This window comes from Pseudonocardia sp. T1-2H (assembly GCF_038039215.1).
Lineage (GTDB): Bacteria > Actinomycetota > Actinomycetes > Mycobacteriales > Pseudonocardiaceae > Pseudonocardia.
The window spans coordinates 1,781,019-1,795,327 of record NZ_JBBPCL010000001.1; the positions used below are offsets into that span (position 1 = coordinate 1,781,019).

Below are 14,309 nucleotides of genomic sequence, written 5' to 3' on the forward strand. Positions count from 1 at the left end.
GGAGCTGCACCCATGTCACACAACACCAACGCCCCCGCCGACCAGCCCACCGACCAGCACACCGTCGGGGGCGTGGCGATCCGCGACGCCGTCCGCGAGCACTACGCCGCGGCCGCCCGCCGCTCCGCCGCAGGGCACTCCGAACAGGCGCTGCAGGCCGAGCAGCAGCAAATCGAGGCCGTGAGCTGCGGCACCGGCAGCTGCAGCACCACAGGTGACTCCGCCGTGTACGGAGGCGGCCTCTACGGCGACGAGGCGGCCGGAGCTCCCGCCGCGGCGGTCTCGGCATCGCTTGGCTGTGGGGTGCCGACCGCGGTCGCCGAACTGCACCCCGGGGAGACCGTGCTCGACCTCGGCTCCGGCGCCGGCACCGACGTCCTGATCTCCGCCCGCCGCGTCGGCCCCCAGGGCCGGGTGCTCGGACTGGACATGACCCCGGAGATGCTCGACCTCGCCCGCCGCAACGCCGCGCAGGCCGGGGTCAGCAACGTCGAGTTCCTGCAGGGCTACCTCGAGCAGATCCCGCTGCCCGACCACTCGGTCGACGTCGTCATCTCCAACTGCGTGATCAACCTCGCCGCGGACAAGACCGCCGTGCTCGCCGAAGCTGCCCGCGTCCTGCGCCCGGGAGGACGGTTCGCCGTCTCCGACGTCCTCGCCGACCCCGACATCGACCCCGCCACCCGCGACGACCCGCAGCAGTGGACCGGCTGCATCGCCGGCGCCCTGACCCAGGAACACTTCACACACGCGCTGCAGGCGGCCGGGTTCGTCGACATCGAGATCACCGAAACCCACCGCGTCCACCCGCACGCCGTCTCCGCGATCGTGCGCGCACGGATCCCCGGCGGTGCGCCGTGAGCACCCGATCGCCGGCCGGGCAGCCGGAGGAGGCCGGGGTGCCGGTGCTGACGCTGCTGGCCTGTGCCGGTTGCTCGCCCCGAACCGAACACCCACGTCGCACCGAGCCGCACAGATGGCAGCCGGCCTCATGCGCAGAGCCGCCGGTGACCGCGTCGAGGTCCACTCCGCGGGCACCGCCCCCGGCACCTCCATCAACGCGCTGTCCGCCCAGAGCCTGGCCGAGGTCGGCGCGGACATGTCCGGCGAGATCCCGAAGGCGAGCGACCCCGACCTGCTGCGCCGCGTCGACCTGGTTGTCACCCTTGGTCGTGAAGCCACCGTCGATGCCCCCGCCGAGGTCGAGGTGCGCAACTGGGACACCGACGAGCCCTCCGAGCGCGGCATCGAGGGCATCGAGCGAATGCGGCTGATCCGCGACGACATCACCGAGCGCGTCGACGCCCTGCTCGACGAGCTCGCCCCCACGTAGCGGCGCGCATCGCCGCATCCGCCGTCGATCGAGCTCATCACGCTAGGGGCGGAGCGTGCAGAGGACGTGCCCCCGCAGTAAGAACCTCCGGCCAGTTATTCCGACGGTCCCTGAGGCCGCTCCTTGCCATCACCGCTCCGGCCAGCCTCCAGGTCGCCGGGGTAGACGGTGAAATGCACGGGTGGGCTCCCATCGGGGTCGGAAAGGCTCGGGGCCGGCTGAGGGCCGCCCCGGCGGGGGCGGCCCCTTGCGGGGGGTCAGAACGGCGGGACCAGGTCCGGGCAGAGGCTCTCGGGCCTGGCCTTGGTGGCCTCCGGGAAGGTGTCCTCGATCCAGTGCTGGAAGGCGTCAGCCTCGGCCGTGGAGAGCTGGGTGATCTCAGTGTCGAGGGTGAAAGCCATCGTGTCCTCCGGTGGTCGGTGCGGGTGGAACGCGGCTCTGCCTCAGCAGGTCGGGGTGGGGTCCCCGCAGGGGACGGGGAGGGGGTTCTGGCTGGCCCATCCCGGTGTGACCGCCTCACCCGACCGGCGGCCGACGACGCGACCGCAGCGCGGTCTCACCGGGATGGGTCGGCCAGGTTCATCTGCCCGTTCGCCCCACCCCGATCTGCTGACCTCCGGGCGGTCCAGTCGTACCGACCACCGGAGGACACATACCCACCCGCGCCGAAACCCCGTCACCCTCGCCTGCGCCCGAGGCGGATAGGCACCGCCGCCCGCCACCCAGACAGCTGCCCCAGCCTCCACAGCGAGCAGCGCCAACCGCCTTTTGGCGCCCGGGCCGCGCGCCTCCCATCAGACGCTCGGCGTGGGTCGAGATGCCGCTACGGCTGGATCGGGCGAGTCCCCAGCCGCGCCGTCACGACCGGCCAAGGAGATCGTCGTGGCGGGCCGCCACGAGGTCGTCCAGCAGCTTCTCGACGGCACGCACGCGCGCCAGTCGCGCGTGCTCCCGCGGTAGGGCCAGCCAGTAGGTGCTGCGGAACTCCAGCTCGGGCAGCACCGGAACGAGCCGCTGGTCCTGGCCGGCGATGAACTGGGGGAGTGGGGCGATGCCCACGCCTGCCGCCGCCGCCTGCCAGTGCGCCACGAGGTTCGTCGACTGGATGCGGACTGGGGAAGGCAGCAGGGCGTGTAGCGAGCGCAGTTGCGGCACGTCCAGCATGTCCTCGAGGTGCCAGATGACCACGTGCTGCGACAGGTTCTCCGCCGACCGCAGGGGAGGGTGCGTCTCCAGGTACTCCGGTGTCGCGTACAGCCGGATCAGGTAGTCGGTGAGGTGCCGGCTCTGTACCCGGCGCGATAACGGCTCGTGTTGGATCACCGCCAGGTCGAACGCCTGCACGGCGTGCACGATGTGCGGCGTCGCTGTGATGAGCTCCATCGTCAGCTCGGGGTGCGCGTCGTGCAGCTCGCCGAGCGCTGGGGCCAGCAGGAACGCCCCGAAGCCGTCCGGGCATACGACCCTGACAGTGCCGGTGAGGGCGGAGCCACGGCCTCCGAGCTGCTCCTCGGCCGAGGCCACCGCGGTGGCGACGAGCTCGGCGGGGGCCAGCAGGAGGCGGCCGCCCTCAGTGAGCTTCCCAGCCGTTCGGGGTCCGGTCGAACAGCCGGTGGCCGACCGACTTCTCCAGGCCCGCGATGCGCCGCCCGACCGTAGTGTGATCGACGCCTAGCTGGGCCGCCGCGGAGGTCAACCTGCGGAGGCGGGCCACCGCGAGGAAGTACTGGAGATCGTCTGCCGAGAGCACGTGTGCAATTGTGCACACCTCAGTGCCTCATTGCGTCTTGCGTGTGCACATATGCAGCGGCGATTGTTCGTCTGCGGTCATCGCCCGTAGGTCACAGACGACCTGCCACGCCTAGGAGTACGCCAATGACGTCGCCCGGTCAGTCGGTCACCGAGACCGCTGAGGTCCGCCGATCGCTCCCGCGAGTGGTCCTCGCGAGCCTAGTCGGCGCCACCATCGAGTGGTACGACTTCTTCCTCTACAGCGCCGCGGCGGCGCTGGTGTTCAACACGGTGTTCTTCCCGGCCTCAGATCCGCTTGTCGGGACGATGCTGGCCCTGGGCACCTACGCGCTGGGCTTCGTCGCTCGGCCGGTCGGCGGGATCGTGTTCGGGCACTTCGGCGACAGGGTGGGCCGCAAGCAGCTGCTGATGATCAGCCTCATCATGATGGGGCTGGCGACGGTCGGCATCGGCCTGCTCCCCACCTATGCCCAGGTGGGCATCTGGGCCCCGATCATGCTGGTGGTGCTGCGGCTGATCCAGGGCTTCGCCGTCGGTGGTGAGTGGGGCGGTGCGGTTCTGTTGGTCGCCGAGTACGGCACCGCGAAGGGACGCGGGTTCTGGACGAGCTGGCCGCAGGTCGGCGTTCCGGCTGGCAACCTGCTCGCGGCTGGGGTGCTCGCCGTGCTCGCCGGGTTCCAGAGCGACGCGGACTTCGAGGCGTGGGGCTGGCGCATACCGTTCCTGCTGTCCGCGGTCCTCGTGCTCATCGGCTACTGGATCCGGCAGAGCGTCGCCGAGACCCCCGTCTTCGTCGAGGCCCAGCGCCGTGCGGCGGAGCGGAAGCAGCGGATCGAGCGGTCCCCGGCCATCGAGGCCGTCCGCCGCCACCCCCGGGGCCTGCTGCTGGGCATGGGGCTGCGCCTGGGCGAGAACGTCACCTACTACATCGTCACCGCGTTCTCGCTGGTCTACGCCACCGAGGTAGTCGGGCTGCCGAAGAGCGTGATCCTCAACGCGGTCCTCGTCGCGGCGGCGGTGCAGGTTGCCATGCTGCCGGCGTGGGGTGCGCTGTCGGACCGGTTCGGGCGGCGGCCCGTCCTGGCGATTGGCGCGCTCGGCACCGCGATATGGGGCTTCGCCTTCTTCCGATTGCTGGAGACCGGCGCGACGGTCAACGTCGTCATCGCCATGGTCGTCGGGCTCGTCCTGCACGGAGCTATGAGCGGCCCGGAGGCAGCGTTCATCTCCGAGATGTTCTCCACGCCGGTCCGGTACTCGGCCTCGTCCATCGCCTACCAGCTGTCCTCGATCCTGGCGGGCTCCGTGGCGCCGATCATCGCCCTGGAGCTGTTCCGCCGCACCGGTTCGGCCACGGCGATCTCGATTTACCTGGTGGCGACCTGCGCGGTGAGCCTCGTCGCGATCGTCGTGGCGCGGGAGAACAAGGGCCGCACCTTTGAGGAGATTGACGCGGAGTACGAGGCGAAGGCGGCGAAGCGGGAGGTGGCGGCGTGAAACAGATCCTGAAGACCGAGATTCTGGTGGTCGGAGGCGGCGGCAGCGGGCTGGCCACCGCCGTCCGGGCCGCCCAGCTCGGCGCCGATGTGCTCCTGGTGGAGAAAAACTCAGAGCTGGGCGGGACGTCCGCGCGGGCCGTCGGGTCGGTGTCGGCCAGCCTCACGGGGTTCCAGCGCAGGAAGGGCATCCACGACTCGCTCGAGGAGCACTTCGAGGACTTGGGCACGCTCGCCGGCGAGAACGTGCACCGTGACAACCTGGCGCTGCGCCGCGTGTACGTGGAGAACACCGGCGAGACGCTGCACTGGTTGAAGTCCCTCGGGGTCGCCTTCTTCGGCCCGATGCCCGAGCCTCCCAACCGCCATCCTCGGATGCACAACGTGCTGCCCAACGCCGGGGCCTACATCCACCGCCTGCACCGGGCCGCGGTCAAGCTCGGCGTCCGGATCGTCACCGGCATCCGGGTCGAGCACCTCGTTCGTGAGGGCGACCGGGTCGTGGGCGCGGACTGCGTGGGTTCCGACGGGGGGACGCTGACCGTGCGGGCCAGCCGCGGTGTTGTACTGGCCGCGGGGGACTTCAGCTCCAGTGTGGAGCTGAAGACCGAGCACATGGGCGTCGACGTGGCCCGCGTCGAAGGGATCAACCCGAACAGCACCGGGGACGGTCTGCGGCTCGGGATGGAGGTCGGCGGCACCCTGCTCAACGCGGACCTCGCCCTGTGGGGGCCGGAGATGCGCTTCGTGGCGCCGCCGCGCAAGATGCTCGTCCAGATGCTCCCGCCGGTCCGGGCACTCACCGCATGCATGCAGCTGGCGCTGCGATTCATGCCGGACCGCCTGCTGCGGCCGTTCATCATGGCGTTCGCGACGTCATACCTCGCGCCGAGCCAGGACCTCTACCGCGAGGGCGCCGTACTGGTGAACGCCGACGGCGACCGGTTCACCGACGAGCTCGCCACTCCGTGGCTGGACCTCCCGCTGCAGCCCGACGGCGTCGGCTACATCATCCTCGACAGCCGGGTGGCCGGGATGTTCCGCAAGTGGCCGCGGTTCGTCTCCACCGCCCCCGGCGTCGCCTACGCGTTCATCGACGACTACCGGCGTAACCGCAAGGACATCTTCCACGAGGCCCGGACCGTCGACGAGCTCGCCGCGAAGATCGGGGTCCCGGCCGACCGACTGGCCCGGTCGGTCCCCACGGGTACGGCGCCGTTCATTGCACTCGGGCCGGTGAAGAGCTGGATCGTGATGACTGACGGGGGACTGGCAACCGACGAGTCGCTGCGGGTCCTCGACGCGGACGGCGAGCCCGTGCCCGGCCTGTACGCCGCCGGCTCGAACGGTCAGGGCGGGCTGATCCTCAACGGGCACGGCAACCACCTCGGCTGGGCGTTTGTCTCCGGCCGGCTCGCCGCCCAGACCGCGGTCTCCCTGCAGCAGCACGTCTCCACACCACAACGATGAAGGGAATCCCCGTGTACAACCTGAAGGGCAGGACGGCGATCGTGACCGGCGGTGCGTCCGGCATCGGCCGGAGCATCTGCCTGCGGCTCGCCGCCGAAGGCGCCGACGTCGCAGTCTTCGACACCAACGCCGACGGCGCCGCGGAGACGGCGGCGCTGGCGGCCGAACACAGTGTGGACGCGCGGTCGTTCACCGTCAACGTCACCGACGAGGCCAGTGTGGACAGTGCGTTCGGTCAGGTCCGCGCCTGGCGCGACGACGTGGACATCCTGGTGAACTGCGCGGGCATCATCGCGATCGGGACGGTCGAGGAGACCACGGCGCAGGAGTGGCGGCGCGTATTCGCCGTCAACGTCGACGGGGTGTTCCACACCTGCCGGGCCGCCGCGGCCTCGATGCGCGCCCGGGGATCCGGGAAGATCATCAACATGTCCTCCTGGTTCGGCAAGGCGGGCAAGCCGAACTACGGGGCCTACAGCGCCTCCAAGGCTGCGGTCATGGGTCTCACGCAGTCCCTCGCCATGGAGCTCGCCTCTGCGGGAGTCAATGTCAACGCGGTGTGCCCGGGCACGATCTTCGAGACCGGGATGCGGGATTTCGCCGACAAGCTCAGCGCGGAGAAGAACCTCTCGACCGCGACGGAGCGCGCCAAGGCGATCCCGATGGGACGGGTCGGCAAGCCGGACGACATCGCGCGTGTGGTCGCCTTCCTCGCCAGCGACGAGGCGGACTACATGACCGGTCAGTCGATCAACGTCACGGGCGGCCTGCTCATGCACTGACCTGCCCCGCCCTCGCCGCACCGCCCGAAAGGACCTCACCAGCATGACCTCGTTCCGGCCCCTCACCGGCGTGATCCCGGCCCACCTGCTGCCCTTCACCGCCGACCACGAGATCGACGAGCCCAACCTGCGCCGTCACGTCCGGGCGCTGCTCGACGTCGACGGCGTCGACGGCATTACCACCGTGGCGCACGCCTCCGAGGTGGCCGCACTGACCGCCGACGAGCAGCGGCGGGTGCTCGCCGTCGTGATCGAGGAGGTTGCCGGGGCGGTCCCGGTGATCTCTGGTGTGTACCAGGACGGTTCCGCGAAGGCGGCCCGCATCGCGGCCCGGGCGGAGCAGGACGGCGCCGATGGGTTGCTCGTGTTTCCCTCCGGGGTCTTCGAGGGTGGCTCGCAGCAGCGGCCCGAGATGGCGTTCGGCCATTACGCGGAGATCGCCTCGGCGACCAGCCTGCCGATGATCGCGTTCGTCTACCCCGCAACGTCGGGGCTGAGGATCGGCACGGACGCCCTGGTGCGGATCTGCTCTGAGATCGACAACGTGGTGGCGGTCAAGGAGTGGTCAAACGACATCGTCGCCTACGAGCGGAACCTGCGTGCTCTCAAGAGCCTCGACAAGGACATCGCCGTGTTGTCCAGCTTCAGCCGATCGCTGCTCACCTCGCTGGTGCTGGGCGCCGACGGCATCCTGTCCGGCCACGGCAGCCTGATCGTGGACTTGCACGTCGAGCTGTTCCGCGCCGTGCAGAAGCAGGACCTCGCCGCGGCCCGGCGCGTCTGGGATCGGATCCAGCCGATCGTCGAGGTTTGCTACGACGACCCGTTCCTCGACGGGCACAACCGGATGAAGGTCGCCCTCGCCGAGCTGGGCCGGATCGACGAGGCGCACGTCCGCCCACCGCTGCAGCCCCTCGGCGAGGCGGAGCGGGCCCGCATCCGCGACGTCGTGGCGCGGGCGGCCCTCGACCGCGGCTGATCACGTACGTCCTCGTCAGCCCCGACAAGCTCAAGGGCACCCTCACCGCCCCGCAGGCGGACCTCGTCCTCGTCGGGGAGGGCTCGCTGGACGACCAGTCGCTCGCGGATAAGGCCTCGGTCACGCTTTCCGTAAGCGCGTCGCGGCTGGGCGTACCCGTGGTCGCCGTGGCGGGGCGGCTCGACGTGGACGCTACGCCGCTGCGGGAGCGGGGGATCTCGGTCAGGGGTCGAGGATCGCGCCCTCGGCCGCGGCGAGCCGCCCGGCCAGCGCCAGGAACTCCTCCCGGGCGGCGGCGGGACCGCTGCCCCCGGTGCGGGGGTGCGCGAGCATGCGGGCGGCGAGCTCGTCCACGCTCCAGCGGACCAGCACTCCGTGCCGGGACAGGTACAGCGCGACCGACTGGATCCGGTACCGGTCACCGACCGAGTCCAGCCAGGCGTAGGCCAGGACCTGCCACAGCCACACCGCGACCTTGCTCGCCGGGTCGGCCCGGATGACCGTCTTGACGTCGACGAGGGTGTCCCCGACCAGCAGATCCCCATCGGCCCAGTGCGCCACGAACGCCGGCCCGGCATGCCCCAACGGCGCCCCCGACGGCGGCCGGCGGGCCAGCTCGTGCAGTTGATCGAGGGTGCCCGAGGTCCGCAGCCGCTCGGCCAGCCGCGCGGTCTCCTGCACCACCGCGGCCGCGGTCAGGGACCGCAGCTGCTCGACGGTCGGCTCGTCGACGCCCAGAAGCTCCTCGAGATCCGCGCCGATCGTTCCGGACCGGTAGACGTCCTCCGCGGCCGACCAGAACCCGTAGGTGCGGGCCAGGCCGCGCTCCACTCCCGGCGCGCCGATCGTCCCGGCCGGGGCGTGCTGGTCGTGGTAGCGGTGGGTGCGCTCGGCCAGCTCCCCCAGCACGACGTCCGCCCAACCGGCCGGCTCCTCGGCAGGCCACGGTTCGCCCAGGTCGCGCCACCCACACCGGGTCGGGCGGAAGTCCAACGCGCGAGCCGCATCGGCGGGCCGCAACGACCGGTGCGAGGGGAAGCCGGCCGCGATCCGGTGCGCCGCCGCCCGGGTCAGCAGACCGGGCGCGACCAGCCCGAACAGCCCGTAGTAGGGCGGGGCCTGCTCCACCACCGCGGCCATCCGCGCGCCGAAGGTGCCGCCGACCTCGGCCCAGTGGCGAGCCCCGAGCTCCACACCGCGCGGCGGGCGGACCGGGCTCACCCGGCTCGCCGCGGCGCAGACCTCCTCGGCCACACCCGCGGTCCCGGGCATCCGGTGCTGGAACCAGCGGCCGAGCTCGCCGCGGGCGAGCTGAGAGGTCAGGGACAACCCGACGTCCCCCGTTCCCCTCCGCGGCGGATGCTGCGCGGCAGCTTCCTGCCGTAGGCGATGCCGTCGTCGATGTCGCGGACGACCTCGCGTTCGGTGGTGTCGGGCCCGATGTGCCCGGCGGCGGCATTGAGCAGGATCTCCCGCGCGGTCTGCTCCTCGAGCTTCGCCCCCGCCGACGAGCCGCCCCAGGGTGCGGGCGGCCTTGAGCCGGGCCTCGTGCCGGCTACCGGTCTGCGCGGCCGCGAGGTCCGCGGCCTCGCGCTCGATGATCGCCCGCACATACGCGCCGGCCCGGATCCGGGAGAGCTGCATCGGCGCCGCCGGCGGCGGAGGCGGCGGCGGGGTCAGCGCCGTCGCCAGCCAGGTCGGCAGCGGGGCGACCTTCCCGTGCCGGCACACCCGGTACAGGCCCTCGGCGCGGACCGAGCCGGCTCCGACGACGAACCCGCCGTGCCCCCGGGTATCGATCTTCCAGCCGAGGCCGCTCTGGGTGTTGCGCAGCTCCAGGCCTTCGGGCATCAGGAAGTAGCGGTGCTCCCCACCCGACGGCGTGGTCACCGAGTAGGTGTCCACCGGGGCCGGCTGCCCGGCCTGCTCGGCCAGCCGGGCCAGCACCTCGGCTCCGCCGCTCGCCCCGGCGAACTCCTCCGGCGCAGCGTCCTCCCGCGCCTGGTCGAGATCGACGACCACGACCCGGCTGCGGCCCACCGCGATCCCCACGTTCCACGGCCGTGCGGTCCACCAGTCGGTGATCGTCTCCGGGTCCCGGGTGGCGGCGTTCTCCCAGTCCTTGACCGCGGGCAGCTTGCCCTTCGGCCACACCGGGAACACGTACAGACCGGCCGCGGCGGCGTCGAGGGCGGCCTGCATCAGCCGGGTCGGGCGCGGGTTCGGGCTGGCCTGGCTGCTCATGGGCGACGCTCCCCGTCGGTGATCGTCCCCAGGGTGCCACCCGCCACCGACAGAACGGGCCACATCGGACCCGACACCACCGGGCCCGGTGACCGGGCCCCGGGTCACCGGCGTCGTGTTGGTCGCGGCGGTCATGACGTTTCCTCCTGCTGATCAGACCGGGCCGGGCGTGGTCCCGGCTCCGGTGGTGCTGCTTGGGGTGCGCGGTACCGTCCGGCCGGGCCGGGCCAGATGTCAGCTGGCCCGGCCCACCCCGTCGGTGCCGGTGGGTCACGCCGCCGGATGGGCGGCGGTGCGCCGGCTGGAACGGCCCCGGCGGTCGATTCCGCGGCGCTCGCGGCGCTCGAACTCATCCAGGCCGCCCCACACGCCGTGGTCCTCATGCGCCATCGCCCACGCCAGGCACCGGTCGGTCACCGGACAGCGCCCGCAGACGGCCTTCGCCGCCGGCCCGGCGTTGCCGAGCGGGAAGAACAACTCCGGCGGCTCGTCGGCGCAGGCGCCCTTGTTTCGCCAGTCCATGACGGTGCTCCTTCGGTTGGGGGTGACGGGGGTGGTCAGCGAGCCGCGGGCTGTTCGCTGCGGGCCACGAGGATTCGGTGGCACTCGGGGTTCGAGCAGCAGTCCTGCAGCCCGAACTTCGCGCCTCGGACCCTGCTGCCGCAGGCGCGGCACCAGCGCTCTACGCCGCCCCCGTCGGTCTCGCGGTTCTTCCGGTTCAAAAACCTGATCGCCATCGCGTCTTCTCCTCCTGGGAATCTGCGCACGCCCCGGTGCGGGGTGCGGGTGTCTTTGCCCCCTTCTCCGAGAGAGGCCGGGTCCGGGCAGCGCCCGGCCCCCGGAGGGGCTCGCCCGCCACCGGGCCCGTCAGGGCCGGTGCGGGCGGTATCGAGTTGTGCGTGCCGCACCCGGGCCACCGGCGGTGCTGCGGGTGTCCCGCCCAGACGGCGGGACCGGGTTTCTTCTCCTCGCTTCGGCGCGACCGGGAACGCCCGGGGTTCCGCCTGCCGGTCCGGGCTCGCCGCAGGCGACCGCGCGCGGCCGGAGCGCAGCGCAGGGCCTGGACCGGCACGGGCGGGTTCTCGGGCACCGTCGCGGCGACGAGAAGCGAGGAGACCCCGGCGATCCCGCCGCTGCGGAGGCTCGCCGGCAATCCGGTGGCCCACGACCACCGGGAACGCTGATCATGGGTGCCATGGGAAGACCGGACTGGGTGTCCGACGTGAGCGTCGGGGACTGGATCGCCGATCGTCTGTGGCTCCTGGACGGCAGGGTCGGTTCGACCGTGCCCGGAGGATGAGCCCGGCGACGGTGTCGTCGTCCCGCGCCTCCCGCAGGACCGTGTTCGCCGCGTGCAGCGCCACGGCGTCGAGGGTGTTCCCGACATGCCCGCGGGCCAGCACGAGCTCGATCCGGTTTCCGTGGCGGGCACGGTATATCCCGGAATCGGCGATGACCTCGCGCGGCGCGGAGTTGTGCACAGATTCCACGGTCCTACCCCTTCTCGTCGGCTGTGGTGTCCGCCCAGCGACCGAGCTCGTCCCGCCACCGTGCAAGCGACGCAGAGGTCGAGTCCGGCGGCACGTACTCGAGGGCGAAAGCGCCGTCGTAGCCGCGGTGGAGCAGCTTTCGCACCGTGCCGACGATGTCGAAGGACCCGCTGCCGGGCTCGCCCCGGCCGGGGACGTCGGCGAGTTGGACGTGCGCGATCAGGTCACCGTGTGCGTCGACACCGGCGGCCAGGTCATGGCCGCCGGTGGCCAGGTGGTACTGGTCGAGTAGCAGACGCAGGTTGTTCGGACCGCCGGCCGCGCGGACGCGGTCGAGCACGGCGACGGCGTCGTCGAGGGTCTTGAGCGGGTAGCGGGGCATCCCGCTGAGCGGTTCCAGGAGGATCGTCCCGTGCAGCTCCCGAGCTGCCGTCATGGCGAAGACGAGGTTCTCGGTCGCGGTCCGGTCCTGGACGTCGGCGTCCAGGTCGGAACTGCGGTGCCCGTAGGGTGCGTTGAACAGGCGCACGCCGAGCCGCCGGGCGATGTCCATCGCGACCCCGACGCTCTCCCGGAACTCGGAAGTGCGCGCGGGGTAGGACAGGACCCCGCGCTCACCGGCCGGCATGTCGCCGGCGAACAGGTTCATCGCCAGCAGCGACACGCCGGCGGCGCCCACAGCGTCGACGAAGGCGTCGACGGTCGCCGCGGGCGGCGTCGGGTCTGCGCAATGTCCATACTACGGCAATGAAGCTGCGGCGAAATGAGGTGCAGCCTGATGCCGTGTACTCCAGTGATTTGGGCCGGGCATTCATCACAGCCTATACCATTGCCCGGACGCAGGGGTTGGACGAGGACATCCGGCGGCTGCCTGGCCTACGTGAGCAGAATTATGGCGACGCAGCATACCTGCCTATCGACGAATCAATCGACATTTATACCGAGCTGCACCGCGATACGCACTTCGTACCGCCGAACGGGGAATCGCTACACCAGATGCAACAGCGTGTGCTAGGGACGGTCGCCGACCTGTCGACTGCCCATCAAGGCGAGACGGTGCTGCTAGCGGCCCATGATGGCGTCATCAAAGCTCTGTATGCCAGCTTTGCCGGCAAGGACATAGGCGAGCACAATATGTACCATGAATACGCCCACGACTTCGTGGCGAAGTTTACGTTGGACGATGGTATGGTCGTTTCGTTCGAAGAAGTCGTCTGATCGCGGCGATGGGCTACTGTGTCAGTTGCCGCACATCGTGCCGGGCTTGGCATTGTTGACCAGGCCGCAGAGCGCCGGTCCGGTGGCGGGCTGGGTGTAGACATCGTCGGCGGGTGGTGAGCGCCAGGTGAAATACAATGTCTTGGCACCGTATTTTTCGTTGATGGCCAGGAACGCCGCCCGGTTCTGATTGAAATAGTTGAGGTCATGCCCGGCGTGGCCTCCTATAGTACTGACGGCGCTCCAAAGGTTCCGGCTGGCCAGTTCTGGCCGGCCGTTCGCCTGGTAATGCTTCGCCCAACGCTCGATGACGGCCATCGACTTCTCCATATTTTCTGGCGACGAATAGTCGTCAAAGCTGAGGGCTGTAGTTTTGACTGTCTTAATGTAGTAGGAAATGTATTGATCGTAGGTCAGGCCTTTGCCGTCGGGTCCGGTGCCGTAGTAGGGCCGTACGTCGGTGGTGCCGAACCCGCCGTACAGATTGGTGTAGGCTAGCAAGCCTGGACGCCGGATGCGCATGCGTTCCACTGCGCGCTGTACGCCTGGGAATTCTTGGCCTGGCGGCTCGTCCAGTATGAACAGTCCGGCCAAGGCCGGGTGGGAGGCAAACTTGTCGATGGCGGCATCCGGATTGTTGTAGCTCAGATAGCAGTTATGGTCAAAGGCGTTGCCGCAGGTATAGCCTGGGAATACGAGTACTTTAAGTCCGGCGATCTGGGCCTTGTCCAGCTCGATCTTATATTGCTCGGGCGTCTGGTCAAAATAGCCACCGCCCTTCTTGCAAGGAGGCATCAGGATTGCTCCGGCACCTAGTTTTTGGCGCGCCAAATCGAATTCCTCTTGCGGGGCGTCCCAAGTTGGTCCGCACCAGGCGGTGTTGACGTTCAGGTCGATGGATACCGGCTCTGTCTGATATATGGGATTCGTGGGATTGGAGCAGAAGTTGTTGCATCCAGGTGATGCGGGTGGCACGGTAGGCGGTGTGGGCGCCGGTGGAGTTGGCGTCGGTGGCGAGTTGGACAGTAGGATAGACAAATCGCTGATGGTCACCGCATTATCTGCGTTCAGATCTCCTGTCAGGCTAGGATTATTGGCCGCGAAACTTTGCATCACTAACCAGCTGCCCAGTACGGCAAGGACGCCGCTTAAGATAGCGGTACGGCGGTAGTGTTTGATACGTCTCAACCGCATATGTTCCTAGTGTATCGGTTACGCTTAGCGGCGTCCAATAAGTTCATACGGGCATACGAGCCCGGCTGCCTGCTTATTTCTTATTCTTGGCTGATATCATGACTTTCTTCGGCTCTGGCAGAGGTGTTAACGGGACGGTGACCTTCAGTATGCCCTCGTCGAGTTGGGCGTCAATTTTGTCGGCGTCAGCCCGTTCTGGCAGGGCGATGCGGCGGTAAAAGCTGCTGGAGCTTTCGCGCACTACATACTTCTTAGATTTGTCCTCTTCCTTTTCGTGGCGCTCGGCGCTGATAGTCAACGTTCCGTCGTCGACTTGGATGTTGACGTCATCCTGCTCGAAATTAGGCAAGT

Annotated in this window: 14 protein-coding genes and 2 pseudogenes; 8 read left to right on the forward strand and 8 right to left on the reverse strand. The window is 69.6% G+C overall.

What is annotated here, in order from left to right; genetic code table 11:
* The first annotated feature begins 12 nt into the window (after positions 1-12).
* Together arsM and WBK50_RS08875 are read left to right on the forward strand one after the other, a co-directional pair.
* On the forward strand, positions 13-861 hold the full coding sequence (gene arsM / locus WBK50_RS08870; RefSeq protein WP_341335129.1) for an arsenite methyltransferase: 849 nt from the start codon (positions 13-15) through the stop codon (positions 859-861).
* 115 nt (positions 862-976) lie between these two features.
* Positions 977-1,333 carry an arsenate-mycothiol transferase ArsC gene (locus tag WBK50_RS08875; RefSeq protein ID WP_341335130.1) on the forward strand — a complete coding sequence of 119 codons (357 nt, stop codon included), beginning with the start codon at positions 977-979 and terminating at the stop codon, positions 1,331-1,333.
* Between the two features lie 257 nt (positions 1,334-1,590).
* On the opposite strand, the gene WBK50_RS08880 is transcribed toward WBK50_RS08875, so the two are convergent.
* The 3 genes from WBK50_RS08880 to WBK50_RS08890 form a co-directional block, all read right to left on the reverse strand.
* On the reverse strand, positions 1,591-1,734 hold the full coding sequence (locus tag WBK50_RS08880; RefSeq protein ID WP_341335131.1) for a hypothetical protein: 144 nt from the start codon (positions 1,732-1,734) through the stop codon (positions 1,591-1,593).
* 457 nt (positions 1,735-2,191) lie between these two features.
* Positions 2,192-2,857, reverse strand: coding sequence for a LysR substrate-binding domain-containing protein (locus WBK50_RS08885; protein ID WP_341335132.1), 666 nt, complete (start codon positions 2,855-2,857; stop codon positions 2,192-2,194).
* Positions 2,858-2,903: 46 nt separating this feature from the next.
* Entirely contained in the window at positions 2,904-3,083 is a 180-nt protein-coding gene (locus WBK50_RS08890) for a helix-turn-helix domain-containing protein (protein WP_341335133.1), read from the reverse strand.
* Positions 3,084-3,208: 125 nt separating this feature from the next.
* Between WBK50_RS08890 and WBK50_RS08895 the strand changes: the two genes are divergently transcribed.
* The 5 genes and pseudogenes from WBK50_RS08895 to WBK50_RS08915 form a co-directional block, all read left to right on the forward strand.
* Complete coding sequence (locus WBK50_RS08895) at positions 3,209-4,582, forward strand: MFS transporter (RefSeq protein WP_341335134.1); 1,374 nt, start codon at positions 3,209-3,211, stop codon at positions 4,580-4,582.
* Positions 4,579-6,051: an FAD-dependent oxidoreductase gene (locus WBK50_RS08900; protein WP_341335135.1), complete on the forward strand. Its 1,473-nt coding sequence runs from the start codon at positions 4,579-4,581 to the stop codon at positions 6,049-6,051. Before WBK50_RS08895 ends, WBK50_RS08900 begins: the two co-directional genes overlap by 4 nt.
* A complete protein-coding gene (locus WBK50_RS08905) occupies positions 6,048-6,833 on the forward strand; it encodes an SDR family NAD(P)-dependent oxidoreductase (protein ID WP_341335136.1) in 786 nt (261 codons plus the stop codon). Before WBK50_RS08900 ends, WBK50_RS08905 begins: the two co-directional genes overlap by 4 nt.
* Positions 6,834-6,876: 43 nt before the next feature.
* Positions 6,877-7,812: a dihydrodipicolinate synthase family protein gene (locus tag WBK50_RS08910; RefSeq protein ID WP_341335137.1), complete on the forward strand. Its 936-nt coding sequence runs from the start codon at positions 6,877-6,879 to the stop codon at positions 7,810-7,812.
* A pseudogene (locus tag WBK50_RS08915) lies at positions 7,812-8,021 on the forward strand (glycerate kinase); the annotation flags it as partial. The gene WBK50_RS08910 and the pseudogene WBK50_RS08915, both read left to right, overlap by 1 nt.
* A 13-nt stretch (positions 8,022-8,034) precedes the next feature.
* Here WBK50_RS08915 and WBK50_RS08920 read toward each other — a convergent pair.
* From WBK50_RS08920 to WBK50_RS08930, 3 genes and pseudogenes are all read right to left on the reverse strand, one after another.
* Entirely contained in the window at positions 8,035-10,056 is a 2,022-nt protein-coding gene (locus tag WBK50_RS08920; RefSeq protein WP_341335138.1) for a bifunctional DNA primase/polymerase, read from the reverse strand.
* Between the two features lie 270 nt (positions 10,057-10,326).
* Complete coding sequence (locus WBK50_RS08925; protein WP_341335139.1) at positions 10,327-10,578, reverse strand: WhiB family transcriptional regulator; 252 nt, start codon at positions 10,576-10,578, stop codon at positions 10,327-10,329.
* Positions 10,579-11,550: 972 nt separating this feature from the next.
* A pseudogene (locus WBK50_RS08930) lies at positions 11,551-12,246 on the reverse strand (TIM barrel protein); the annotation flags it as partial.
* Between the two features lie 23 nt (positions 12,247-12,269).
* On the opposite strand from WBK50_RS08930, the gene WBK50_RS08935 reads away from it, so the two are divergent.
* Entirely contained in the window at positions 12,270-12,764 is a 495-nt protein-coding gene (locus WBK50_RS08935) for a histidine phosphatase family protein (protein WP_341339339.1), read from the forward strand.
* 21 nt (positions 12,765-12,785) lie between these two features.
* Here WBK50_RS08935 and WBK50_RS08940 read toward each other — a convergent pair whose 3' ends face one another.
* Both WBK50_RS08940 and WBK50_RS08945 read right to left on the reverse strand, forming a co-directional pair.
* On the reverse strand, positions 12,786-13,958 hold the full coding sequence (locus WBK50_RS08940) for a hypothetical protein (protein ID WP_341335140.1): 1,173 nt from the start codon (positions 13,956-13,958) through the stop codon (positions 12,786-12,788).
* Between the two features lie 73 nt (positions 13,959-14,031).
* The gene (locus WBK50_RS08945) at positions 14,032-14,307 is read right to left on the reverse strand and encodes an Hsp20/alpha crystallin family protein (RefSeq protein ID WP_341335141.1); all 276 of its coding nucleotides are present in this window, start codon (positions 14,305-14,307) and stop codon (positions 14,032-14,034) included.
* Between the last annotated feature and the right edge of the window lie 2 nt (positions 14,308-14,309).